The 25,690-nt window shown below is 37.7% G+C and carries 26 protein-coding genes; 6 read left to right on the top strand and 20 right to left on the bottom strand.

The window, feature by feature from the left end:
- Window positions 1-21: 21 nt before the first annotated feature.
- Window positions 22-1,287 (top strand): lipid IV(A) 3-deoxy-D-manno-octulosonic acid transferase, encoded by a 1,266-nt coding sequence (gene waaA, locus AADH04_RS07280; protein ID WP_434779575.1) that lies wholly within the window; start codon window positions 22-24, stop codon window positions 1,285-1,287.
- Between the two features lie 42 nt (window positions 1,288-1,329).
- On the opposite strand, the gene AADH04_RS07275 is transcribed toward waaA, so the two are convergent.
- Entirely contained in the window at window positions 1,330-1,557 is a 228-nt protein-coding gene (locus tag AADH04_RS07275) for a hypothetical protein (protein ID WP_434779574.1), read from the bottom strand.
- A 424-nt stretch (window positions 1,558-1,981) separates the two neighbouring features.
- Between AADH04_RS07275 and apbC the strand changes: the two genes are divergently transcribed.
- The gene (gene apbC / locus AADH04_RS07270; protein ID WP_434779573.1) at window positions 1,982-3,061 is read left to right on the top strand and encodes an iron-sulfur cluster carrier protein ApbC; all 1,080 of its coding nucleotides are present in this window, start codon (window positions 1,982-1,984) and stop codon (window positions 3,059-3,061) included.
- 59 nt (window positions 3,062-3,120) lie between these two features.
- On the opposite strand, the gene AADH04_RS07265 is transcribed toward apbC, so the two are convergent.
- Complete coding sequence (locus tag AADH04_RS07265) at window positions 3,121-3,768, bottom strand: NAD(P)H-dependent oxidoreductase (RefSeq protein ID WP_434779572.1); 648 nt, start codon at window positions 3,766-3,768, stop codon at window positions 3,121-3,123.
- Window positions 3,769-3,958: 190 nt separating this feature from the next.
- Between AADH04_RS07265 and AADH04_RS07260 the strand changes: the two genes are divergently transcribed.
- Window positions 3,959-4,825 (top strand): hypothetical protein, encoded by an 867-nt coding sequence (locus AADH04_RS07260; RefSeq protein WP_434779571.1) that lies wholly within the window; start codon window positions 3,959-3,961, stop codon window positions 4,823-4,825.
- Window positions 4,826-4,859: 34 nt separating this feature from the next.
- On the opposite strand, the gene AADH04_RS07255 is transcribed toward AADH04_RS07260, so the two are convergent.
- The 11 genes from AADH04_RS07255 to AADH04_RS07205 all read right to left on the bottom strand — a co-directional run bounded on the left by AADH04_RS07255 (window position 4,860) and on the right by AADH04_RS07205 (window position 14,677).
- Window positions 4,860-5,546, bottom strand: a complete 687-nt coding sequence (locus tag AADH04_RS07255) for a hypothetical protein (RefSeq protein WP_434779570.1) — start codon at window positions 5,544-5,546, stop codon at window positions 4,860-4,862.
- A gap of 127 nt (window positions 5,547-5,673) precedes the next feature.
- Window positions 5,674-6,864, bottom strand: a complete 1,191-nt coding sequence (iadA, locus tag AADH04_RS07250; RefSeq protein ID WP_434779569.1) for a beta-aspartyl-peptidase — start codon at window positions 6,862-6,864, stop codon at window positions 5,674-5,676.
- Window positions 6,865-6,888: 24 nt separating this feature from the next.
- A complete protein-coding gene (locus tag AADH04_RS07245) occupies window positions 6,889-7,593 on the bottom strand; it encodes a creatininase family protein (RefSeq protein ID WP_434779568.1) in 705 nt (234 codons plus the stop codon).
- A gap of 61 nt (window positions 7,594-7,654) precedes the next feature.
- Window positions 7,655-9,151, bottom strand: a complete 1,497-nt coding sequence (locus AADH04_RS07240) for a sodium:solute symporter family transporter (RefSeq protein WP_434779567.1) — start codon at window positions 9,149-9,151, stop codon at window positions 7,655-7,657.
- On the bottom strand, window positions 9,144-9,419 hold the full coding sequence (locus AADH04_RS07235; protein WP_434779566.1) for a hypothetical protein: 276 nt from the start codon (window positions 9,417-9,419) through the stop codon (window positions 9,144-9,146). Before AADH04_RS07235 ends, AADH04_RS07240 begins: the two co-directional genes overlap by 8 nt.
- An 83-nt stretch (window positions 9,420-9,502) precedes the next feature.
- The gene (locus tag AADH04_RS07230; RefSeq protein WP_434779565.1) at window positions 9,503-10,402 is read right to left on the bottom strand and encodes a MurR/RpiR family transcriptional regulator; all 900 of its coding nucleotides are present in this window, start codon (window positions 10,400-10,402) and stop codon (window positions 9,503-9,505) included.
- A gap of 334 nt (window positions 10,403-10,736) precedes the next feature.
- Window positions 10,737-11,798: a uroporphyrinogen decarboxylase gene (hemE, locus tag AADH04_RS07225; RefSeq protein WP_434779564.1), complete on the bottom strand. Its 1,062-nt coding sequence runs from the start codon at window positions 11,796-11,798 to the stop codon at window positions 10,737-10,739.
- A 234-nt stretch (window positions 11,799-12,032) separates the two neighbouring features.
- Window positions 12,033-12,236 carry a hypothetical protein gene (locus AADH04_RS07220; RefSeq protein WP_434779563.1) on the bottom strand — a complete coding sequence of 68 codons (204 nt, stop codon included), beginning with the start codon at window positions 12,234-12,236 and terminating at the stop codon, window positions 12,033-12,035.
- Window positions 12,237-12,533: 297 nt separating this feature from the next.
- A complete protein-coding gene (locus AADH04_RS07215) occupies window positions 12,534-13,022 on the bottom strand; it encodes a GNAT family N-acetyltransferase (protein WP_434779562.1) in 489 nt (162 codons plus the stop codon).
- 132 nt (window positions 13,023-13,154) lie between these two features.
- A complete protein-coding gene (gene mscL / locus AADH04_RS07210) occupies window positions 13,155-13,547 on the bottom strand; it encodes a large-conductance mechanosensitive channel protein MscL (protein WP_434779561.1) in 393 nt (130 codons plus the stop codon).
- 149 nt (window positions 13,548-13,696) lie between these two features.
- A complete protein-coding gene (locus AADH04_RS07205) occupies window positions 13,697-14,677 on the bottom strand; it encodes a histone deacetylase family protein (protein ID WP_434779560.1) in 981 nt (326 codons plus the stop codon).
- Between the two features lie 106 nt (window positions 14,678-14,783).
- On the opposite strand from AADH04_RS07205, the gene AADH04_RS07200 reads away from it, so the two are divergent.
- From AADH04_RS07200 to AADH04_RS07190, 3 genes are read left to right on the top strand one after another with little or no spacing between them, the layout of a single operon-like run.
- Window positions 14,784-15,692, top strand: a complete 909-nt coding sequence (locus AADH04_RS07200; protein ID WP_434779559.1) for an AAA family ATPase — start codon at window positions 14,784-14,786, stop codon at window positions 15,690-15,692.
- Window positions 15,676-16,590 (top strand): hypothetical protein, encoded by a 915-nt coding sequence (locus AADH04_RS07195; protein ID WP_434779558.1) that lies wholly within the window; start codon window positions 15,676-15,678, stop codon window positions 16,588-16,590. Before AADH04_RS07200 ends, AADH04_RS07195 begins: the two co-directional genes overlap by 17 nt.
- Entirely contained in the window at window positions 16,591-18,534 is a 1,944-nt protein-coding gene (locus AADH04_RS07190) for a transglutaminaseTgpA domain-containing protein (protein WP_434779557.1), read from the top strand.
- Window positions 18,535-18,676: 142 nt separating this feature from the next.
- Here AADH04_RS07190 and AADH04_RS07185 read toward each other — a convergent pair whose 3' ends face one another.
- The 7 genes from AADH04_RS07185 to AADH04_RS07155 all read right to left on the bottom strand — a co-directional run bounded on the left by AADH04_RS07185 (window position 18,677) and on the right by AADH04_RS07155 (window position 25,690).
- A complete protein-coding gene (locus AADH04_RS07185) occupies window positions 18,677-19,003 on the bottom strand; it encodes a hypothetical protein (RefSeq protein ID WP_434779556.1) in 327 nt (108 codons plus the stop codon).
- Window positions 19,004-19,126: 123 nt separating this feature from the next.
- Window positions 19,127-22,972 (bottom strand): ATP-dependent RNA helicase HrpA, encoded by a 3,846-nt coding sequence (gene hrpA, locus AADH04_RS07180; RefSeq protein WP_434779555.1) that lies wholly within the window; start codon window positions 22,970-22,972, stop codon window positions 19,127-19,129.
- 92 nt (window positions 22,973-23,064) lie between these two features.
- On the bottom strand, window positions 23,065-23,340 hold the full coding sequence (locus AADH04_RS07175) for a hypothetical protein (protein WP_434779554.1): 276 nt from the start codon (window positions 23,338-23,340) through the stop codon (window positions 23,065-23,067).
- A 263-nt stretch (window positions 23,341-23,603) separates the two neighbouring features.
- Complete coding sequence (locus AADH04_RS07170) at window positions 23,604-24,026, bottom strand: DUF2750 domain-containing protein (RefSeq protein ID WP_434779553.1); 423 nt, start codon at window positions 24,024-24,026, stop codon at window positions 23,604-23,606.
- Window positions 24,027-24,040: 14 nt separating this feature from the next.
- On the bottom strand, window positions 24,041-24,319 hold the full coding sequence (locus tag AADH04_RS07165; RefSeq protein ID WP_434779552.1) for a polymorphic toxin type 8 domain-containing protein: 279 nt from the start codon (window positions 24,317-24,319) through the stop codon (window positions 24,041-24,043).
- Between the two features lie 73 nt (window positions 24,320-24,392).
- Window positions 24,393-24,719 carry a hypothetical protein gene (locus AADH04_RS07160; RefSeq protein WP_434779551.1) on the bottom strand — a complete coding sequence of 109 codons (327 nt, stop codon included), beginning with the start codon at window positions 24,717-24,719 and terminating at the stop codon, window positions 24,393-24,395.
- A gap of 533 nt (window positions 24,720-25,252) precedes the next feature.
- Window positions 25,253-25,690 (bottom strand): NTF2 fold immunity protein, encoded by a 438-nt coding sequence (locus tag AADH04_RS07155; RefSeq protein WP_434779550.1) that lies wholly within the window; start codon window positions 25,688-25,690, stop codon window positions 25,253-25,255.

The raw sequence follows: 25,690 nt of genomic DNA, 5'->3' as shown, positions 1-25,690 counted from the left end.
ATAAATGCCTATGGTTTGCTGATGATGACCCTTACTCAAAAATTAACTTTAGCTTTTTATCAGTTTTTATGGCTATTTGCCCCATTTTTTATTCGTTTTTATCTAAAAAAGCGTGCGAAAAAAGCACCTGATTATTTACTCAATTGGGCTGAGCGTTTTGGTCAGCCTTTGGCACATCCAGTAAGTCGTCCCATTTGGATTCATGCGGTTTCTGTTGGTGAAACACGGGCCGCTCAGCCATTGATAAAGGCGCTACAACAAGAGTTTCCTGATGTGCCTTTCTTGATTACACAAATGACGCCTACAGGGAGAAAAACTGCTCAGCAGCTTTATCCAACTGCCCAAATTCGTTATTTGCCCTATGATAAAAAAGACTATATTGATGTGTTTTTGCAAGAACATAAACCTTGGTTTGGGGTGTTAATGGAAACAGAACTTTGGCCAAATTTGGTACATCAAAGCATAAAGCAAAATATCCCTTTGTTTTTGGCTAATGCTCGTTTATCGGAGAAATCTTTTCAAGGGTACAAAAAAGTACATACCTTGATTGAACCTATTGTGAGTCAATTAAAATTAATTTGTGCACAAAGTGAGGCAGATGCTAATCGGTTCAGCAAATTAGGGGCAAAATCCGTAGAGGTATGTGGTAACAGTAAATACGATATGGCGATTCCTGAGTCGATGTATAAGCTATCCGAAGTATTTACCCAATATATAGGCGAGCGACCAGTTGTTGTGTGTGCCAGTACTCGCGAAGGAGAAGAAGCTTTATTGCTTGATGCTTGGCATAAAAATGAAACCGATGCCCTATTGGTGATGATTCCACGTCACCCAGAGCGGTTTAATGAAGTTTATCAGTTAGCTCAATCTAAAGGCTTTACCGTACAAAAACGCAGTGAAAATAGCCCCGTTTTACATTCAACCAATATATGGGTTGGGGACAGTATGGGGGAGCTTTTTGCTTATTACTTATGTGCAACCGTTGCATTTGTTGGGGGAAGTTTGGTTGATGTAGGTGGGCAAAATATTATTGAACCGATGCAATGTGCTAAGCCAACTTTATTTGGTTTTTCTACTTATAATTTTTCTCAAGTGTGTGCTGATGCTTTAGTCAATAAAGCGGCAATACAAGTATATACTGCCAATGAGTGGTTAGAACAAACACAAAAATTGCTTAATCAGCTCGAGTATTGCCAGCAATTGGGACAACAAGCATTGCTTTTTACTGAGCAGTTTCAAGGTGCCACTAAAAGAATGGCTCAGCTAATTAAAGCAAATATCTCATAAAAAAGGGCGCTTTATTAAGCGCCCTTTAAAAAACAAGTGTTTTTATTTAGCTTCTAATTTAGGTGCTGCGGTATTTGCTTCTTTTTCTACTTTTTTTACTGCATGTTTTTCAGTTTTTACTTTGTTTGTTTTCATTTTATGTTCTGTTTTTGCAGGTGCAGCTTTTACTGATTCAGTTGTTTTGGCTACTGGGGAAACAGCTGGTGTTTGAGCAGCAGCAATCATCATACTGGTAGCAGTAACAGTTACAAATGCGATTTTTTTTAACATCATTATTCTCCAAATAAAATTAGGTTTCTTCTTGTCATGTAAGTTGACAATGGCAATCATATGCCTGCTAAAACACTTCGTCTATAAATATTTTATTAATAAAAACATTGATTTAAAAATATTTTTTAAAGTTGAACTTATTGAATTTGTTTGTTGTCAAACGAGCCATCAGCGAAAAACTACATATTGTTTTTTATTGATTTTACTAGAGAAAATCCATATTTTTGATAAATGGTGCCACTTTAAATTAAGCGATAAATGCTTTATAAACAAAGAAACTTTATAAAGTGTTTCAGTTTCAAGTTCTTTTTATCAAAAGAAAAAGAGATTTTATTGGTAAAATGAATTGGCACAAATGGTTTGATCACGTATGATTTTCAATGTGATGAATATATAAAACAAACAAAATGGATTTTGAATAAATATGATGAACATTGAAGAACTTAAAAAACAAATTGGGTCTTTGATTAATCCAGACACAACACACACTTTAGCTGCGGATAAGGTGCTGATTAATCTGACACAAGATAAACAACTGAATGTTGAGCTGATTTTTCCTTACCCTGTGCAAAAACACCAACTTCGTTTACAGGAAGAGTTTACCCAAGGTATTGAAAAACTGGTTACTGACTTGGAGATTCAAGTGTCGGTACAGCAAAAAATTGTTGCTCATCAGGTGCAGCAAGGTGTTTCTACCTTAAAAGGGGTTAAAAATATCATTGCTGTTGCTTCTGGTAAAGGTGGTGTGGGTAAGAGCACCACCACAGCTAACTTGGCTTATGCTTTAAATCAATTGGGTGCAAAAGTTGGGGTGTTGGATGCGGACATTTATGGCCCAAGCCAGCCTATGATGATGGGGGTCTTAGATAAAGAGCCAGAACAAAAAGAACATGTATTTGTGCCAGTACGCAATAAAGAAGGCATTCAGGTCATGTCTATTGGCTTTTTAGTTGAAGATAATCAGGCAATGGTTTGGCGAGGTCCAATGGTGAGTCAGGCTTTGCAACAATTGATTTTTCAAAGTGAATGGGATGACTTAGATTATCTGATTGTGGATTTACCCCCAGGCACAGGTGATGTGCAGTTAACATTGGCACAAAAAATACCCGTAACAGGTGCTTTGGTTGTGACTACTCCGCAGGATATTGCTTTAATTGATGCGAAAAAAGCAATTGATATGTTTGGTAAGGTCAATATCCCTATTATGGGTATCTTGGAAAATATGTCGACCCATATTTGTAGTCAATGTGGTCATGTGGAGGCTATTTTTGGTCAAGGTGGTGGCGACAAACTGGCTGAAGAAAATCATGTTCCTTTATTAGGTCAGTTACCTTTAAGTTTGCCTGTTCGTGAGGCAATGGATGATGGACAACTGGCTAAGCTGCACCAGCAAGAAACAAAAATTGCACAAATATATGAAGAGGTTGCCCTTAAACTGGCTGTAAGTGTTGCACAAAAAAGTAAAGACTTTAGCAGCAAAATACCCAAAATTGTGGTTGAGTGACCTATTTGATATGAAACGAAAAAAAGCTGGTGTTTTCCAGCTTTTTTTGTGAAAAAAATTTATTTGATAAAAGTCGCAATTTGTTCGGTTGACCATCTAAATGCTTCTGTTTGTTCACCTGTACGGTAACCAAAAGCCACACAAAACGCAATATCATAATCCTCAGGATTAAACGCATTGACCTGCTGGGTAAGTGTGTCTTTAAATTGTGTGTAGTTGAAGCCTTCCATTGGGCAAGAGTCTATTCCTAAAGCCGCAGCAGCTGTCATCATATTGGCACCAGCCAAATAACATTGCATTTTTGCCCAACTTTCGATTGAAACTGTAGGGTTTAGGTCATTTTTGAAAAAATTTTCAAGCATATTGCATATGCCATCAAGTTTGGCTTGATCATCTTTTGTTCTGCGTTTAAAGCTTTGTTTAATATAATCACTGCCTTTTTCAAAGAAATGAGCTTTTTTTGATAAGATCACCACAAAATGGGAACAACTGGTGACTTGTGGTTGATTCCAACAGGTTGGTTTTAAAGCTTCTTTAACTTTTGGCGATTCAATAACCAAAAAGTGCCAATGTTCCAAACCAAAAGAAGAAGGGGATAATCTAGCCGCTTCCATGATTTGGTCAAACTGTTCAGCAGGAATTGATTTATCTTGATCAAATAGTTTACATGCATGACGAAATTTCATCGCCTGAGTAAATTCATTCAATGTTCTCTCCAATACTTGGGCTTGGTTAAAAAATTAAGGCTTTTAGGTAAAGCCCCATTTTATACAACTTATATTTTATTCTATTTAACAACAATAAAAAGATTTTTTTCAATAAAAGCTTCTACTATCAACAATTATTGAAACTAAGATAGTAGATTATATGTTAATAATAAAATTAAAAGGAAATTGTATGACTAAAAACTATTACAAAAAAGAGAGAGAGATTGAGGATTCTTTACTATGGGAAAACTATAAACAATATGATAAAGCAAAACTAATATCACTTTTAAAAAATGAAAAACAAAATAAAAGGTATGCTGCGGCCAGAGAATTACAGTTACGTGGAGGAAAAGAGATTATTCGGTTGGCCATACAGCTAACACAAGATATAAGTTATAAACAAAGAGCGATTGGGGCGTTTATTTTAGGACAAATCAGTCTTTCTACTGATCAAGAAAGTGATATCGTTAAACTACTGTGTGACCTTTCTGTGCAGGATAAAAGTGCAATAGTAAGAGCTGATGCAGTCAGTGCTTTAGGGCATCGATGTAGTAAAAATAATATACATAGTGATATTGTCATCAATAGCTTAGCATTAACGACATTCGATTCATCAGTGAATGTTAGACAGAGTACGGCTTTTGCTTTGTCTTATCTGAATAGTGAATCTGTATCCCCTCTGTTGTTGACCTTATTACAGGATGAGAATCTAAATGTAATAAATTGGGCTGCTTTTGCAATAAATACCTTGGATTATGATTCATTGGAGATAAGAGACATTTTTTTTAAGTTACTGGAAAGCTCTAATCATGAAATTAAAAAGGAAGCAATTATAGGTCTTGCTAAAAGACGAGATCAGAGAGTTCTTCCATTTATTAAAAATGAACTAAAAATCGCAATAAAAGTAGGGCTAGTTTATGATGATACAATTGAGGCTGTAGGCCTTTTAGGAGATATCTCTTTATTACCTGAGATGAATAAGATATTGAAACAGTTTGCAGATGATGATGGATTTATAAAAAAAACAATAGACCGGCTTGAAAAAATGAGTACATAAATATGAAATATTGATTTTTTATGATGCTTAAAATTTATCTAACTTTTGGAAGGTGAATCAATCGTGTGTTTGTGAGTTGATTTTGGTTAGGTAAAAATTGAATTGATTTAACCCAGCTTATCACAGTCAAATGAAGTAGTTGAATGATTTCTGGTTGGTAAGCGTCTTTCTGCTGTGTTTGTCTTAAATTATTGATTGAGCTTGAACCACATAATTGATAGTTGGAGTTGTGTGGTATCAAACAGAAATGAACGTCTGTTGTCCACATTTGAATCCCAGAGTGCTCAATAATCGCCATTTTCCCATGGCTATTTTTGGCTTGAATCGCTATCATTTCTTTTAAGGCCCACGTTTCTATTCCTCTAGGGTTGGAATCATCTTCAATAATTGTTTCGTGATAAGGCCATAAGTGTGTTTCTGCTTCGGTTTTAGGAAGGCAATTAATGGAAAAGTGTAAACTGTCTAATAGACGCTCGCTGTCAAATTGATTGGCATAATGATGATCGCTGTGCATAAAACTTTTTTCTTTTGTGATAAAAAGTGTTTTGTGATCAACATATGGCTGATTTTCTAAGTGAATACTAACTGGTAAGGTTATCCTAAATTGGCCGCATTGCGCCATTGTTTGCGTGATTGTGTGCTGTTTATCATTAAAGGGTAATGATTGTGCATCACTAAAATGGATGAAAAAAATAATAGCAAAAATGATCATTTTTTTCATATAACGATTACTCTCTCTATTTTCTTTGTTACATTAAACCAGCGTGCTTAATTTTTTTCTTACGGTTTAATGTCTAATGAAATAAAAAGCCGATCATATATGATCGGCTGCATTGTTTGAATATGATTTATTCTTCAAAGGTGCCTTTAATACAGGCTTTTCCGTTATGCACCATTTTTTTGCCTTTGGCAAAAACATATTCGATATTCATGTCTTTATTCAGAACCAAAATATCGGCATCTGCATTTGGTTTTAAATGGCCTTTATCAATTTGTAAAAATTGAGCAACCGAAGAAGTAAAGGGTTGTAATGCTTCTGATAAACAAAGTCCTTCTTTTTGTACCATATCTTTTAATTCAGCCAGCAAACTGGCAAACCCAGCAACAGTAATGCCAGTTAACTGACCTTGAGCATTAAAGACTGGTTGACTGCCATTACCATCAGAGCTAATGGTAATATGATCTAAAGCCACACCTGCTTTGAGCGCTTGCATAACCGCTTTACTCGGTTTAACGGCATTTCGAGCACCTAACTCAGGGTTAATGCCACTGGTCAAATCAATATAGCCACCTTTTAAGGCAAAAGCGATTGCAGCATCAAATAAGACCTGATTACGATTCACATGGGTTGGCAATAATTTGTTGATAGGGACATCACAATTTGCCAAAATATGATCAATAGGTTCCAGTGTTTTTTTACTGCTGCCTAAATGAAAAACACTGATGCCCGCTTTTGCACCTAATAAACCACCAACCCGAGCTTGTGTGCTGAGCCTGCAAAGCTCTGCTATGGTTGGAGCAGAAGAGCGGTGATCTGATATGGCTGTTTTGACGCCAATAATGCCATCAATTAAGGCGATATCTTTGTCTATTTGCCCAGTAATTGTGGGCGTGGGGACAGTATAAGCACCTGTTAACATATAGGCAGTAATGCCTTCAAAATTGAGGGCTTTAACCTTTGCCAATAAAGTCTCTGGATGGCGAGTCATCCCATCTGTACCCAATAAACCTACCGCAGTTGTAATACCTGCTTCTATTAAAGAAGATAGCTTTACTTCTGGTGTGCGGGTATGTGGGCCTGCTTCTCCACCCCCACCTATTAGGTGAATATGTTGGTCTATGAAACCTGGGCAAACAGTTAAACCTGTTAAATCTAAGCTAGTACAGTTTGGAATGGTTGACGCATCAATGTTTTGTTCAATCGCCACTATTTTGTCATTACAGATTAATATATCCTTTTCTCCTAAGGCCTCTGGTGCATAAATAGCGGCATTTTTGAGTAAGGTAAACTGTAATGATAGTGATTTAATCGTATTCATTTTTTATTTCTTTTTATTAATTAATTAATCTGCCCAATTGTTTGTTAATTGTTCTTGGGTTTCTGCTACACCTGTATCCCATACAGTTTGCATTAACTGATCGTCTTTAAAGTAGTCTCCACCATAGTTGCCATCTCCTACATAATCACGCACGCCATTGGCACCTAATTGGCGCATGTACTCAAGATCAATCATGGGTTTTTGTGTTGTTGGCAGTTCTACCCCTGCTATTCTTGTCCAAGGGAAATTTTCCATCCAAGAAGCATGAGAGGCAACAGGATCAATTTCTTTTACCTTTGCCATGGTTTTAGGGGCTGCCCACCAATTGTGTAATTTCACTCGGGCATCTGTGTGATGGGTTAGCCAGTCTTGAATTTCTGCTAAAACAGGGCTGTTTCCGCCATGCCCATTAACAATTAAAATACGGCGAAAACCTGCATGATAAACACTGTTGAGAATATCAATAATCAATGCAAAATAAGTGCTGGTTCTAAGCGTAATGGTGCCAGGGTACGCCGTAAAATAAGGAGCCAGTCCAAATGGCATTACAGGCAAGACAGGAACCTCAAGGGGGGTTGCAGCATCTTCAGCAACTTTTTGAGCTAAAATTGCGTCTGTCATTAAACTTAAATAACCATGTTGTTCTGTACTGCCTATCGGTAAGACAATGCGATCATCTGTTTTTAAGAATGCCTCTACCTGCATCCAGTTCATATTTTGTATCAACATATTCTTTCTCTTTTATTTAAATTTTAGGCTCAAGCAAACAAGCGCTCAAGCCTAAGGCCTTCTAAATAGGGCTACTAAAATGACGGTTAATCACCTCTTCATTTACAGGTTTGGTCATGTAGCTGACAATAATGGCCACAACCATGCCCAGACACCAAGCAGGAATAAGTGCGTCTAAATGAAACGAATAGAACGCATCCAACCAACCCACTTTCAATGCCACAAAATACAACTCACCGACAACGACACCAGTTAATACACCAGCTGTTGTGGCCTTTTTCCAGTACATACCTAAAATAACCGCAATTACCCAAATGCCTAAACCTCCAAATGAAAAGCGGACAATTTCAAAAATACTGGCAGGTTTCATAATGCCAATAATGATGCTGATAATACCGATTGCAACAGTGACGATTTGAGATAATCTAAACACTGTTTTATCCGTTGCTTGTGGATTGATCAGTTTTTGGTAAATATCACGCGACACGCCACCTGTTGCCACAACCATTAAAGCTGAGACAGTGGACATCCCTGCTGAAACAATACCCGCGATCATTACTGAAGCCAAAATAGGGTTGAGCGTTGTTTGAAGCATAATAGGCACCACAAAGTCGGCATCTTTGCCACTTAGTCCAACAATCGAGACATAAGCATTGACACCTGACCATTCAATCATGGTGGCTGAAATCAACATACCTAAAGTACCCAAAATAATGCTTTTGAATAAAACTGAGTAGTTTTTCATGGAGAAAAACTTGGTAAATAAGGTAGGTTGGCCAATGGTAAAGAAGCTCCACATTAAAATCATGGAAATATAAACCCCTAAACCATATTGATTTTGAGCGCCTGGATGCGTTAAGTGGTCAGGGCTGGTTTGTGCTAATTGAGCGGTAATGGCTTCAATACCACCGCCTGAGCGAACAGACATCACAAAGGTCACAACTGCTGTCATTACCATTAAGCTGCCTTGTAACACATCTGTTAACATGGCTCCGCGCATACCGCCATACATACAATACACCATTACAACAGCACCTGTGCATACAACACCAATCCATTCAGGGTAACCAGTAAAGGTTTTGACGATAACACCTGCCCCCACTAATTGTGCTCCTGTCATAGCAACCAAAAAAATCACCATAGCCACAGCGTGAATCACCCTCATGGATGAGGATTGATAACGATCAGCCAGATAATCTGTCATGGTCAAAAAATTATTGTGTTTACTCAACTGCATCAATTTACGACCGACCAGTAAGGCAGGAATCAACATTGAGAAGGCAACACCAGGAACCGTAATACTCATCCCTGCAAAGCCATTGTTATACGCAATGGCTGGCACCCCCATAAAGGTACTCATGCTGTATTGAGTGGCAAAATAGGCGATCCCCGAAACAATGGTTCCGGCTTTTCCACCCATGACTAAAAAGTCTTTCATGTTCTTGGTTTTACTTGCCGCAACATAGCCAATAGCAGCAATAACCACAAAATAAATGGCGATTGTGACTAAAAAAGGGCCAGGTGTTGGCGTTAAAAGCTGGTCAACGCTGTTACTCATCTAGATTTCCTTCCTCATGATCATTTTTTTCTGCTTCAAAGTTTTTATATTCGGGGCGTTTCATGCACTCTCGTGCAAATATGGCGGTTAATATCAGCACCACCACGCCATGAATAATCCAGCCAAATAAAAATAGAGGAACACCCCACAGACCAGGAATATAGGTTTCACTATAGTACCAAGGTAAAGGGATCATGATGAGCACATATAGTGCCAAAAATATAATCAGCCAGTTTCTTTCAAAATGGCTTTTTGATTTACCACTCATAGGTTGCTCCTTTAAGGGATTCACTAATTATTGTTATGGGTTAATTAAACCTCTAACTTCTCGTTAAAACAGTAGTCTTGATGTTATTTGTGTTTTTTTACTTTTTTGTCTTTTTCCACAGGTAAGTAAAAATAGGGTAAAACAGATTCGGTTTGCTGGGTGATGTATTCTGCTGAATGGTTTACCCTCAGAGCTATTGATGCACTTAACCCTTCAATTAAAGCAATGATGGGTGCATTAGATGCATAAAGTAGTGGGTGTTCAGAAGAAGCAAACAAGGTGACATCAGCTAAAGGCACAACGGGAGAGGCGGGTGTATCCGTCAGAGCCAGAACTCTGGCATTTTTGCCCTTAACCAAATGCATCAATTCAATAATACTTTTTGAGTATCGTGGTAATGAAATCACAATAATCAAGTCTTCTTCTGTGACCATACTCGCTTTACGAAAAGCTCGTTCAGGTCCCCCAAAACCATTTAACTCTCTAATTGTTGTGGCTAAAAAAGGCTCAAATGCCTCAACCATAAAAGTAGCATGCAAGGCGCTAACCCCCATCCCAGCAACAAAAACATTTTTTGCAGATAAAATTAAGTCAATTGCATCTTTAAGGGATTGAGGATTAACCAATTTTTTGCTGTTTTGGATATTGTTCAGTAAACTGTTAAAAGAAGACTCTAAGACCTCCTCATCGCCAAATTTACGTAGCATACCACTGCGTATTTTTTCTGCGGGTTCAAAAATTTTTTCAAATACGCTGCGAAGTTCAGCCCGAAAAAGTGGGTAACCATCAAAGCCACATTCATGAGCAAAACGATTAACCGTTGCAACGGAAACATCTGAGGCAATGGCAAGCTCTTCAATGCTCATTGTGGATACAGCAAATGTTTTGTTTAAAATAAACTCAGCTAATTGCTTAAATGCACGCGAATAGCCTGGTAATGAATCAGTTATGTGTTTTATTAGGTTGTTGGAAGAATTTTCCATAAGGATATTCCCTTTACTTTAATTTTTTTGTTGTCATGACATTATTAATATTAATTAAATTTTTCCAACACGATAAAAAAGATATGATTTTAAAAAATACTATCACAAAATTTTCATAAATGTAAAAAAAATTACAGTGTTAAAAAAAACTTAAATTATATATACCAGTATATTTTAATTTAAAACGAATAAATATTCAAAAACAATGATGATCTTTTTATGGAAAAATATAAAAAACAAACTATTTGTTTATTTAAATAAACAAAAAGCAATGTGCATATCCTGAATATACCATTGCTTTTAAATATTATGTTTATTGAGTGGTTTGATGATTTTATTGATGATATTTTTTGGACAGTCGGTGGACACTATCTACCAACGCTTTTGCGTGTTCTGGCGGCGTAAATTGGTTTATACCATGGCCTAAATTAAACACATGGCCACTGCCTTGCCCAAAAGCGGCTAAAATTTTACTCACTTCCTGCTCAATAGTGTGTGGTTGAGCAAATAATACATGTGGATCTAAGTTTCCTTGTAAGGCAACTTGGTTTCCTACTCTGGCTTTCGCTTGACCAATATCACAACTCCAGTCTAGCCCTAGCGCATCTGCACCCGTTTGCGCCATTTTTTCAAGCCAAAGTCCACCACCTTTTGTAAATAAAATAGCAGGGATTTTTCGTCCGTCGTATTCCCGTATCAAACCATCAATAATTTGTTGCATATAGCTTAATGAAAATTCTTCAAAAGCCTGTGCACTTAAAGCACCACCCCAAGTGTCAAAAATTTGTACAGCCTGCGCTCCTGCTTGAATTTGTGCATTTAAGTATTCAATAACAGCCTGAGCATTAATGGTTAGAATTTTATGCAATAAATCAGGACGGCTGTATAACATGGTTTTGATGGTACGAAAATCTTTACTGCTGCCTCCTTCAATCATATAACAGGCTAAGGTAAATGGGCTGCCAGAAAAACCAATTAAAGGCACTCGTCCATCGAGTGTTTTGCGTATACTGGAAACTGCATCAGTGACATATTTTAATTTATTTAAATCGGGTACGTGTAAATGGTTAATTGCATCTTCTGTTTGTAAAGGACGCTCAAATTTAGGCCCTTCTCCTTCAGCAAAGTAGAGCCCCAATCCCATTGCATCAGGGATGGTGAGAATATCTGAAAATAAAATAGCCGCATCTAAATCAAAACGTTCAAGCGGTTGAATGGTCACTTCTGTGGCCAGTTCTGTATTTTTGCATAAATCCAAAAAGCTGCCAGCTTGCTCTCGTGTGGCACGGTACTCTGGCAAATAGCGTCCAGCTTGGCGCATCATCCAAATAGGCGTGTATGGCGTTGGTTCTTTTAATAAAGCGCGTAAAAACGTATCATTTTTTAGTTGTGCCACAATTTCTCCTTTTGGGTTTCATGCAAAGAGGTAAGTATAGCATAGCTGAATATAGATATTTTGGTCGTGTGAATGATATTCGATTGTGCTAAGAATTTATTCTAATCGCAGCAATTGAGTGACACTACGGCGTAGTTCTTCTATGAGATCAGGATTCATATAATGATGTTCATCGGCAATTAGTATTTATGTTGTACACACAGCATTATTTTAAGATTAAGTGATTTTAGACGACTACTGTTGTTGTGATACATGGTGAAGCGTATAAAGAAAAGGAGTGCTATCCACTCCTTTTTGTGTGCGTAACATTTTATGTAATTGCTGTTTATCCTGTTTACGCTTTGCCTTATGAGTTTGCTCATGGCTTCCTGCTTTTCTTTGATGAGCCGCCACGGCAAAAGGGTTGCGAGGAACAATGGTCTTGTGTCTGACTTTCATATTATTTATCCTTCAAATACATCATAAAAAAGCTTCCATAATCGGAAGCTTTTTTATCCCGATATGCGTCAAAATTGTGAACGCACACCGTAAAATTAGGGGCTGTGTTCAGCATAAAGTAATATAAGTAAAGTGAGTCATGATTCAAACTCCTTTCTTGGGCTAACCTATGAGTTGATTAACTGTTTTGATTTCTGAGCAGAAGATTATCTGGTCATTTTACTGTTCTGTCAAAATAAACGTTTAGATTGACATGGATCAGTTTGTTTTTGTGGTATTTTTTGAGTCTTAACCTTTTTAAAGACATTTTTTGCCCAATAAAATAATATCAGCAAATTTATTGTCTAACTCACATACTTCAGGCAGTTTTCCCCAGAGGCTAAAACCCAGTTGTTCAAATAAAGTTATGCTTGCTGTATTGTGCCCAAAAATAACCGCAATAATATTGTGTATGCCTAAGTTAGGCGCTTCTTTAAGTATATGCTTGGCTAGGGCTTTACCTAACCCCTTGCCTTGTTGTTGCTCATCGACGTAAATACTGATTTCTGCCGTAATATGATATGCCGCACGTGGGTAATAATCGCTTAAGCTGGCCCAAGCTAAAATATGATTTTGCTCATTAACCCAAACATAAAGTGGTCGATTAGCAGTATGGTGTTCAAACCAGCTTTGTCGACTTTCAACACTAATAGGGCTTAAGTCTGCTGTAGCGTTTCTTTTTGGTACAGATTGATTATAAATAGAAACAATAGCAGGTAGATCTTTTTGTTGGGCAAAGCGAATCATTTTTTATACTGTTTTAATTATTCATTGGTTCAAGTATATAAGAAATAAAGCCAGAAAGGCTAGAGGGTAGAAGGCTATCAAGAAAATTATTGGCTTTTATTATATAAAATAAAAGCCAATGGTTCGTTTAGTTTATTTGTTTTTCAGTAAATCACGAATTTCTGTTAATAATTTTTCTTCTGCTGTTGGTTCTACAGCGGCCTCAGAGGTTTCTTTTTTTAGTTTGCTGATTAGGCGGATAAAAATGAAAATAGCAAAAGCAATAATGGTAAAGTCAACGATAGACTGAACAAACATGCCATATTTTAATGTCACTGCGGGCAGGTTTTCGTGAACTTGTGGCAAGGTGATGCTTAAATCTTTAAAGTCCAGCCCACTAATGGCATATCCTAATAAAGGCATAATAATATCTGAAACTAAAGAAGATACAATTTTACCAAATGCGCCACCGATGACCACACCAACAGCTAAATCAATGACGTTTCCGCGCATTGCAAAGTCACGAAAATCTTTTAAAAAGCCCATTTTTTGCCTTTCTTTAATATAATGTTTTTATCAAAAAAATTATTGATAAGTTATTTTTTAAGAACTGTATTGTTTTAAATATTATTTGTCAATAAGAATATGCTGTCTCTATTAAAGCCATCATGTTTTTTAATTGTATTGAGTAATTGTTATGACGATGTAAGCGCTTCCAGATGGGCAATAACACTACGACTTAAAGAAGAAACATTGTAACCGCCTTCTAGGACAGAAACCATTCTGCCTTTTCCATACAAGTCAGCAATACGCATCAGTTTTTCCGTCATCCATTTATAATCGGCTTCTACAAAATTTAAATGGCTCATTTCATCATCTTTATGTCCGTCAAAACCAGCACTGATGATAATTAACTCAGGTTTAAATGCTTTTAACCTAGGTAACCATTGGCGGGCAATGGTTTTTCTCAGTTCAAAACTGCCACTATTTGCAGCCAAAGGACTTAAGATAATATTAGGATTGGTATGGTGCTCTTTTAAAGACTCTTCATCATTAAAAGGAAAAAACGGATGTTGAAAAACAGATAAAAACATAATCCGTGAATCATTTTGAACAATTTCTTCTGTTCCATCACCATGGTGCGCATCAAAGTCAACAATCGCGACTCGTTTTAGACGGTGTTCATTTAGGGCATGCATGGCGCCAATAGCCACATTGTTTAAAAAACAAAAACCGACACTTTTTTTACTATGGGCATGGTGTCCTGGTGGACGAATGGCACAAAATGCATTAAATACTTCTGCTGACATCACCATATCGACTGCTTTTACCACCGCACCAGCGGCAAATTGTGCTGCATTTAAGCTGTGTTGTCCAATGGCCATATCCGCATTAATGGTGACTATGCCTGTATTTGGGGTAATGGATTCCAGATAATTCAAATAACTGGGTGGATGCACTCGGGCAATTTGTTGCTCAGTTGCCTTGGCCGAACTTGTTTGCCCAACATATTCTGATAATTTACTTTGTGCAAATGCCTGCATAATGGCGGTTAGCCGTTCAGGTGTTTCAGGATTTTCTGGCCCCATATCGTGGGCCATACATTCAGGATTATAAATTAAAGCGGTATGTCGTTTACGTGCGAAGATTCTACGCCACAGTCTGAATAAAATCATCTGCTTTTATTCCTTAATTTGGCTGTGGGTTTCTAGCCATACATTATTTAATGATAAGATGTTCATCTATCTATTTTTATAAACGGTTTTTCAAAAAACGAACATTATGACTGAAATTGATCTGGTACTCAAACAACTTAACGCACTTATTTTAGGCAAGCAACACATTATTAAACTGGCGTTAACCTGTGTGTTGGCAAAAGGACATCTATTATTAGAAGATGTGCCTGGTGTGGGTAAGACGACATTGGCTCATGGTTTAGCAAAGGTGTTGGGGGTAGACTATCAAAGGGTTCAATTTACCAATGATATGTTGCCGGCGGACTTATTAGGTGTCAATGTGTTTGAACCGCAAAAGGGGACTTTTACATTCCACCCTGGGCCAGTTTTTCATCGTTTTTTATTGGCAGACGAAATCAATCGTGCATCGCCTAAAGTACAATCTGCTTTATTGGAAGCAATGGAAGAGCGACAAGTTTCCGTTGATGGCAAAACCTATAAATTACCTACGCCCTTTATGGTGGTCGCGACACAAAACCCTTCTGAACAACTGGGTACTTTTGTGTTGCCTGAGTCTCAGCTTGATCGGTTCATGATGCGTATTTCTTTGGGGTACCCCAATCCAGATTCAGAAAAAAAACTCTATTTACATGGCGACAGACGTATTTATTTGGACAAGCTCAAACCCGTTTTTACCCCTGCTAAATTATTGGAAACCCAAATACAAGTTAGCCAAGTGACTGTATCTGAATCGATTGCCAATTATGTGTTTCACCTTGTTGATGCGACTCGTGATAATGGCTTATTTGTTTTAGGTTTAAGCCCCAGATCAGGAGTGGCAATTATGCAAGCAGCTAAAGCTTGGGCTTTTTTAGAAGGGCGAAATTTTCTATTGCCCGAGGATATTAAAGCCGTTTTTGAGTCAGTGGCCAGCCATCGATTAAAACCTGTCCAAAAATCTCAGGATTTACGGTATGCCATAGAGAAAGTTTTACAAAATGTTTCAGTGGTTTAAGCCCTCAACGGTCACCCTTTGTCTGAATGAGCAGCTTTCTTGGCGCAAATTAAGTGTACGTCCAACCCGTATAGGCTTAGCCATGATTGTATTGGCCATTGCCATTTGGTTCGGTGCGTTAAACTATGCAATTAGTTTAGCTTATGCTTTGTCTTTTTGGATTTTATCATTTTTGCTAATCAGTATTTTAATGGTGCGGTTGCAATTATTGGGGTTGGTTGTTGAGCAAGTGAAACATTCAGAAGTTTTTGCTGGCGAACATGTGCTTTTGTCATTTGATTTTTACTCGTCTGCCAATAAAGGCCGATCTTTTTATCTGCAATATGAGGATCAAATAGAACAGGTGCAAATACAAGGTAAAGGTGCCAGTAGTGTTACTTTTAAAATTCTGACAAAAAAACGGGGTTTTCAACCCTTGGCTATGGTAACCCTATACAGCATGGCGCCTTTTGGTTTGATGCAAACCAAGGTCAATATTCATCTAAAAGAGCGCTTTTTGGTTTATCCCGCACCAGTATTTCATCAACCTCAGTTACAAGATCATTTGGAAAAACAAGATGGCCTTTATCAGCACCAAAAAGGAGAAGATGATTTAAGTTACTTGGTGGAGCATCAACAAGGACAATCGTTACAGCGTGTTTCATGGAAAACCTTTGCCAAAACGGGGAAGCTTGCAGATAAGTATTTTGAAAGCGAGGCCAATGTGTCGCCTGAGCTTATTTCTTATTTAGATTACCCTACTGGTCTGCCATCTGACGATTTGGCTTCCTTTTTATGCCATCGGGTCTTGGCCGCGGAGGGCAAAAGGCAAAATTATATGTTGCAACTACCTGAACAAACGATTGATGCCAGTCCTGAGCAACGAATTTTGGCGTTAACAGCCTTGAGTGTGATGTAAATGATTAATCCCGCAAAAACGTATCCCAGTCAAAGTGCCCAGTATGTTTCCCTAGCCGCATTAATTGTGGTGTCTGTGCCGTTAATCATGTTCCTACCTTTCCCGGTTTTGATTGCTTTTGCTGTTTTAATGCTTGTTCGGCTGGCGCTGATTCCATTAAAAAAAGTGGCTTTACCTACTTGGCAAATTGTGCTGTTGATTGTGGCTGTGGCAGCTTTTGTGTATCTGAATCTCCAATCCCTTTGGGGCAGAGATGGTGGTATTGCCATTTTATTATTGTTAACTGTGGGGAAGTCCTTTGAGGGTGGGACAATAAGAGACTGGCAGTCGTTACTGTTGGCTTCTTTTTTCTTAGTGGTTGGCCCTTTATTGTTTAATCAAGAAATTTTATCTGCCCTTTGGATGGTTATCAGTTTAGCCAGTATTCTATTTGCCTTGTCCGTATTAAGTCAGGTGCAACTGAAAATCGCTTGTAAACAAACCTTATTTGCTATGTTGCTTTCAGCCCCATTAATGGTGGTTTTGTTTGTTGCCATTCCCCGCTTGCCAGAGCCGCTATGGCGGATTCCACAGGATAAAACCAGTCAATCAGGTTTATCTGACACACTAAGTCCAGGCTCTGTTAGTGAATTAATTTTAAGTAACAGGCAAGTCTTTAATGCCGTTTTTGACAATAATTATCAGCCAACAAATAATCAGTTGTACTGGCGCATGATGATTATGCAGGACTTTGATGGCCTTGCTTGGAAAGCTGTGCCTATTCAATATACAGACAATACCACACCAAACATTTTACACAATATTCAATACAGCATTACCACTGTAGACCAAAGAGGTCGCTTACCAGCATTAGATTACCCAATTAATTATGATGAAAGCACCCAAAAAGGCATAGCATCCACCGTTGTTGTCAAAAGAAGTCATAATCAGTTAAGGCGAGTTTATTTACGCAGTAATGCCGATGCAAGATTACCCGAAAACCTATCTGCTGGTGCTGTTCGTGTATTAAGCCGTTTGCCTGCTAATAACCCCAAAACACAGGCATGGGCAAAGCAATTGGCACAAAAAAATAGGTCATCTGAAGCATTTATCAAAGCCGTTTTGGCCTATTTAGCCTCAAATGGTTTTGAATACACCTTACAACCACCCACATTGGATCATACCCAAAATCAAATAGATGAATTTTTATTTCAGAGTAAAAAAGGGTTTTGTGAACATTATGCTTCAGCTTTCGCGGTAGCTATGAGAGCAGGAGGTTTGCCCAGTCGAGTTGTGACAGGTTATCAGGGCGGAACATATTATCCTAATGGTCAGTTTTGGCAGGTTAGAAGCAAAGATGCCCATGCGTGGACAGAAGTTTGGTTGCCAGAAAAACAAGAATGGTTACGAGTAGATCCAACGGCTGTCGTCTCGGCCAGTCGAATTGAAATGGGTATTGAAGAATCTTTACCACAAGAAGAGCAAGCCTTATCCGAGACTTTATCCAATGGTTTTTTGAGCAAGATACAAAACAATACAGAATTTTATTGGCAACAATGGGTGGTCGGGTTTGACGCAGACAAACAAAATCAATTGTTTGCAAAATTTGGTTTCCATGGGGTCAGTGCGCCTGCGGTTCTTTTTATCTTAATTTTAGGCGGCGTTATCGCTTTGATTCCAGCCATACTTTGGTGGCGTCGAATGCTTTTGGTACAAATAGACCCTCTTGTTGATGGTTTTAAATTACTAAAGCGTACATTATTTTCTGATGAAGATTATATTGCCAGCCTTGGTCCTTTAGATGTTTTACAATTGTTAGAAGACAATCAGGAACATGATTTATATCAACAGGTGAAACCTATGATTGAAGAATTTATCCAGTTAAATTATCAAGGAGTAGATAATCAAAAAAAAGCCATGCAATGGTATAAAATGGTTAAAAAATTAAAGATATCATCAAGCTGAACGAGGAATGGAGATGGAGAGTGATCCAATCAGTATCGAGTCTCTTATATATTAAATAGTATTTTTAATATAAAAACCTCAACCTTTGAAAATAAGGTTGAGGTTTTTTGATTATTGAAGCGATATTGTTATGATAATTTGGTTACTTGCCACTAACTTTTAATTGACTATTCAATGTCTTGGGTAAGGCACTGTGTGTTGCGTGGTTTATCGTATTTGTTTGTTGTGCATTATTTGCATCCCTTTGAGCCAACATTTGTGCTGTTTGCTCAGATAACTGTGGTGCTTTGGTGGTTTTTGTTTTTGCCACATAAGCATTTAGTTCTTTTTCTTGAGCGTTGTTCGCGTCACGTTGAGCCAATATTTGCGCTGTTTGTTCAGAAGGAACAGGTGCTTTAGTTAAAGAGTTTGCTGTTGCCATTGATAAAGAAGAGATTGCAACTAAACCAAATAGAATATTTTTAAACATGATATTTTTCTCCATATAAATTAAAGTTCAAGTGCGTGTTTGCATGGAGTGAATCATATAGAGAATCATGGTGATGATAAAGGCAGTAAAAAGAGTTATACTGTCCACTAAAACGTGACAATGCTATGGGTGTTTTGTTAGTTGATTGAGTGTATTGGTCAGTCGTTTAGTGGAAACCGGGTAAGGAGTTTTTAACTCCTGCGCAAATAAAGATACATTTAATTCTTCTAAATCCCATTTAAAATGCTGTAGTTTCTCAATGGTTTCTGGGTTGTCAGTAAATTGTTTCTGTTTCGTTTGCCATTCATTTTGTAATATCTTCAACTCTTCCGTTTTCTGTTTATCCCGAGCTGCATTGGCAGGATATTTTTCGATACGTAAGCTAAGGGCTTTTATGTATCGTGGCATATGAGGTAACTGATTCCATGGGGTTTGGCTCACAAAATGAGGGTAAATCAATTGTGCGATTCGACTTTGTATGACAGAAAACAAAGGATGATTGGCTTTATTTTTTTGGGTGAGTGTATAGTATTCCGAAGCAATCGCACTTAAATATTGGCTCATTGCTTGTTTGACTGCAGGTAAGCGAGAGCGGGCTCGGTTGATTTGTTCTTTAAAGCTTTTTTCATCTCTGGGTAAAGCATCTTCACCAATAAAAGCTCGATCAAAAATTGCTTGGGCAATATCTTCTTTAAGCACATCAACAGAACAAATATTTTTCAATTGCATGGCTATTTGGGTAAAGTTGACGATCCCTTTTTGAAGATCCTTTACTTGCTCTTTTAACTGTAGCTTCATTAAAGCCACCACACCTTTTCGGTGTGCCTCCTCTGCTGCTATAGCAGTATCAAACAAACGCAAAGCAACCATATCGGTTTCAAGTTGCAAACCTAAATAACCCATTAGTTGTTGTTTGCCTCGAGCAAATTGAATCTGTTCTGGTAACGTGCCTATATCCCAGCTTTTAATGTGTTCCCGTTCGAATTCTTGGCTGTTGTCTCTAAACGTTAATTGTGCTGCTTGCCCCAATTTATTTTTCAATTCACTTAAATTTCTGCCCATCGCCAATTCATGTTTGGCATCATCAACAACCTTAATGTTTAAATAACAATATTCTGGCAGAGGCATTTTTTGCCATGAGTGCACATCAATATCTAAAGGTGCCCCTTGCCATTTTTGCATAAACTTAGTCAGTTGCGGCAAAATGGCTTCTTGAGTATTGGGGCTACTGCATAAAAAATCGGTAATAAAATGAGGGATAGGCACAAAATTACGGCGTACCTGTTTAGGCAGTGCTTTAATCAGTAAAGACAGTTTTTCCCTAATCATGCCTGGGACAAGCCACTCAAGCTGATGAGGGTTTAAACGGTTCAACACCGTTAGCGGAATCGTTAAAGTAACACCATCTAAAGGATGTTTAGGCTCAAACCGATAACTCAGTTTAAATTTACCATCGTCCGTGTGCAAGGTCGCAGGAAATTGTTCTTCTGTAATATGTGTTGCTGCATGTTGCATCAACAATTCTTTGTTTAAGAATAATAATTTGGGATCCGTTTTTTCTGCTGTTTCACGCCATTTTTCAAAGGCTTTTAATGTACAAACCGTTTCTGGTAATTTTTGGTTATAAAAATCAAATACAGCTTCGTCATCGACCAGAACATCTTGTTTACGAGATTTATGTTCTAATTCACTGATTTCTTTAATCAGTCGATGATTGTGTTTGAAAAAAGGAGCATTGATTTGACAATTTTGTTCGACTAACGCGCCACGAATAAATAGTTCTCTTGCTTCTTCTGGCGCAACCTTACCATAACTGACGGGGCGTCTACCTATCACAGTTAAGCCATATAATGTCACCCTTTCACTGGCCACAACTTCGCCACGTGATTTTTCCCAGTGAGGATCAAAATAATGGTATTTGACCAAATGTGGTGCTTCTGCTTCAACCCATTCAGGGTTGATTTTGGCGATTGTTCTGGCATAAAGCTTCGTTGTTTCTGTCAGTTGTGCAGCCATCACCCATTTAGGTTTGGCTTTAAATAAACCTGAATTAGGAAACAAATAAAAATGTATTCCTCTTGCGCCTAAATAGTCATGTCCTTCTACCGATTTCATGCCAATATTGCCAATTAACCCACTGAGCAGTGCGCGATGAATTTGTTCTTCTGTTGCATCTGTTTGATTCAATCCAAAGCCCATTTCCTCTGTAATACTTTTAAGTTGGAAATGTAAATCCTTCCATTCACGCATCCGTAAATAAGAGATAAATTTCTTATGGCATAAATTAATCAATTGACGATTACTGGTTTTCTCTGCCAATGCCTGCTGAAAAAATGCCCATAAATCCAGAAAACTTAAAAAGTCAGAATCTTTGTTTTGGAAAGGTTCATGTGCTTTTGTGGCGGCATCTTTAGCATCAAATGGACGCTCTCTTGGGTCTTGTATCGACAAAGCCGAGACCAATATCAACATTTCTTTCACACAAAGATGTTTTTTTGCTGCCAATAACATCCGACCAATTTTCGGGTCTATTGGCAATTTGGCCAGCTCTTTGCCTAAAGCGGTCAAGTCATTGCGTTCTGTGACCGCGCCTAATTCATGCAGTACTTGATAACCATCCGCAATCAGTTTTGGGGCAGGCACTTCTAAAAAAGGAAATTCCTTCACTTCGCCTAAACGTAATGACGCCATCTTTAAAATAACCGCCGCTAAGTTAGAACGAATAATTTCAGGATCAGTAAACGCACTTCGGTTCAGAAAATCCTGTTCATCATATAAACGAATGCACACTCCTGATGCAACACGACCACAACGGCCAGAGCGTTGTTTTGCTGCTGCCTGTGAAATTTTTTCAATATGCAGTTGTTCCACTTTTGCTCGGGTACTGTAACGTTTGATGCGTGCCAGCCCCGTATCAATCACATAATGAATCCCTGGAACCGTCAGAGAGGTTTCAGCAACATTTGTTGCCAGAATAATGCGCCTGTTTCCACCACTTTTAAAAATACGTTGTTGTTCTTCATTAGATAAACGGGCGAACAATGGCAAAATATCATAACGGTTTAAAGCGCTTTTTCTTAAAGCATCCGCCGTCTCTCGTATTTCGCGCTCGCCTGGCAAAAATACCAAAATATCGCCAGAACCCATACGACTTAACTCTTGGGCTGCATCAACAATGGCTTCTTCTATTTGTGCTTCCGCGTCATCTTCGTCTTCCAAAGATAAAAGGGGACGATATAAAATCTCTACAGGGTATGTTCTACCTGACACCTCAATAACAGGTGCATGATTAAAATGTTCACTAAAACGTTCAGCATTAATGGTGGCACTGGTGATAATGACTTTTAAGTCAGGGCGTTTAGGTAATAATTTTTTTAAGTAACCCAATAAAAAATCAATATTCAAACTACGTTCATGAGCTTCATCAATAATAATTGTGTCATATTGGTTTAAATAACGATCTGTTTGGGTTTCCGCCAGTAAAATACCATCGGTCATCAACTTAATATAACTGTCTTTTGAACTTTGTTCGGTAAAACGTACTTTAAAGCCGACTGCTTGACCAATCGGGCTACCTAACTCTTGAGCAATGCGGTTGGCGACAGAACGGGCGGCCAAACGCCTTGGTTGAGTATGACCAATAAGGCCAGCAACACCTCTACCCAAACTCAAACAAATTTTGGGTATTTGTGTCGTTTTCCCTGAGCCCGTCTCCCCACAAATAATCACAACTTGATTGTTTTGAATCAACTGAGCAATTTCATCACGTTTTTGATTAATAGGTAAATGATCGTCAAAATCAGGAACAGGTAGTTTTTGAGCTCTATTTAAAAAAAGCTCATGAGAGCGTTGATATTTTTTGGTAAGCGTATCCAACCCACCAAAGTGTTCAGGTTTTTTGAGCGCTTTTTTTAAAAGAAAGCGGTCTTTGATTAAGGTTTGGTCTAGATTAAACTCAGGCAGATTCATGTGTTGTGTGCTACAGCTTATTGCTTTTATTTAGTAGCCTATTATAACTGAACCCTGTTGTAATAGGCTTTATCTTTTACTGTTTTCTGTTGTTATGAGTTGTGTTTTTGTTGTGTTTCTGTTTGATTAGTTAAATTATGTGCTGGGTCAAAGGCGAAGGTTTCTTTACCCGCTTTGAGGATTTGCCCGAGTTTATCGTACACATAACTGGTGGCACCGGTTCGTAAATCGGTGCTTTGTTTTAAGTTACCTGCTTTATCATACAGGTAACTGCGTTTGACTGGGCCACTGGCAACCAGCCATTGGTTTTTGTCTTTTGGGTTCAGTTGGGTTTGTGACAGTTTATTTCGACTTGATGGCGACTTCATTTTTTTGCTTGCCCAAAAAAACGAAAGTAAAAAAAGGGCTCCCTATACCATACCATTGCCCTAGCGGGTGCTTGATTTTGACTTTAAATAAGAGGCGAGTATGGAAACTAGCTGTTAACACAACTCAAACAACCATACTCTTATTCCCTCTTATTTAAAATAAAAATCAACAATGGTAAAAGGGATAATTCGTTAGCGTATTTTATTATGGTAAATTCAAGTATAAATTTTTATAGTTGGTCTCTTATTTGTTTTAGAATTTATTACTCCAAATACGGCAAATCATAGCTTTCACCGTACCATTCCATGGAGTAACTGTTTATGTAGTTACAAAAAGAGATAATATCCATCTCACAAGTTATACCAGAGTCTGTAACTGGAAAAATAACAATTTTTATGTTCTGAGTGATTAGGTCTGGAATATAATCTAGTAAAAATTCTTCTAACTCTAATTTTTCTGGTTGAGCATTAATCCAATTATCAACAACATTCATTTTTGCAAAGCATTCTGCTGGCCAAATAGGTAATAAATATATATTTTCTTCTCTATTCTCATAAGTAACCCAACCATCATCATCTAAAAACCAGATTTCTTCTTGTTCTATAATTCTTTTCATCGCATACTCAAAACGTTTTTCTGATGAAAGCTTTAATACTGATTGAATCTCTTTTTCGTGTAATTTCATGGTTTATAAAATCCTTAGCATAAATTAGTTAACCTATCTGATTTAATTTTATCTTCTTTCCTACCTTCACATTTCTTAGAACCTCTCCGTGGTTGTTTTCGACCTTGATTATCTTTTTTATGTTGTAGTCTATGTAAGCTTTTTGTGTTGAGTTCAGTATATGTATAATTAAAACCTTTTTTACTCTCATAGCCTCGCCAGTGAGCTAAGTCAAATCCTGGAGGAAGCCTGAGTTTTGCTCTTTTGCCATCTTTAGCTAATGCTGCGACTCTTCGTATTTCATTTTTACCCATCCACGAATTGTTTTAGAAGCTTTGTAATCAGTTGCTAATGCACGTATCCTTGCTTGTTTTCCCCCATAGCTTCTTAAACCCAGTGGGTCGCTCCAATTGTTTGTGTTTGGAGCAAACAGATAACTATTATCGCCTCCGTATAAGCATAAGCCCAAGTTTCGGTATGCGTTTTTTGTGTTGAATCTGTTGGTTTCTCAATATGCACCACAGAGAGCTGATTCTCATTGTCATAAGCTAAGTACAGGATTTCCCCATCTGGCTTTTCTCTTTTAATCAGATTGCCTAATTCATCATAAAAATATTTGATGTGGTTATAGATTTGGGTGCGATTGGCATAGATATTAAGTGGTCTGCTATTGGGGTCATCTTTTAAGGGAGACCACGTTTTATCCTGCATCATCCTGTCGTAATAAGCTTTGTCTTTGATTGGCTGCTTAGCTTGTGTGTTTGGACTTTGCTGACCTTCTCGCTGGTCAATCAGGTTATGTGCTGGATCAAATGCAAAGGTTTCCTTACCAGCTTTTAAGATTTGCCCCAGCTTATCGTAGACATAACTGGTGGCACCGGTTCGTAAATCCGTACTTTGTTTTAAGTTACCCGCTTTATCATACAGGTAACTGCGTTTGACAGGGCCACTGGCAATGAGCCATTGGTTTTTGTCTTTTGGGTTCAGTTGGGTTTGTGATAATTTGTTTCGCCTTAAATGGCGACTTCATTTTTTTGTTTGCCCAAAAAAACGAAAGCAAAAAAAGGGCACCCTATAGCATTGCCCTAACGGGTACTTGATTTTTACTTAAAATAAGAGGCGAGTATGGAAGCTCGCTGTTAACACAGCTTAAACAGCCATACTCTTTTTCCCTCTTATTTCAAGTAAAAATCAACAATGGTAAAAGGGAATACATGGTTATAGGATGCCGTTACTATAAAACGAATTTATATAACATAAGAATCCCATTTTTCATTTAAATCAAATCTTATTTTGATATTATCAAGTAACCATTTTTCTTTTGTTTTTTTGAATTTAAAGCATCTTTCATATTTAAAGTCTTCATCTGTTGGATCACTTTTTATCGTATATACGTGGGCTTGGTGATTTTTAATTTCAATTGAAGTGACTTCTTCTAATTCAATTTCGAATTTGTAGGGCCACTCAAAAGAAAAGGGATCACTATATGCTCTTTTTCTGTCGGTAAGGTATCTTTGAAAAATTTCGTCTCTTTTTTTCTTAGATCTTAACTTCCAGCCAGGGAAAAGCTGTTCATCTGCATCTTTATCATCAAGATCATTTGCTTCTTTTTCCCATTCATACATAGCTTTGAAAAATTCACTAAAACATTCAAAAATTTTTTTTTCATCTTCATTTAATGTCAT

Source organism: Neisseria sp. Ec49-e6-T10 (assembly GCF_051132615.1).
Lineage (GTDB): Bacteria > Pseudomonadota > Gammaproteobacteria > Burkholderiales > Neisseriaceae.
This window is presented reverse-complemented; position numbering and strand designations above follow the sequence as displayed.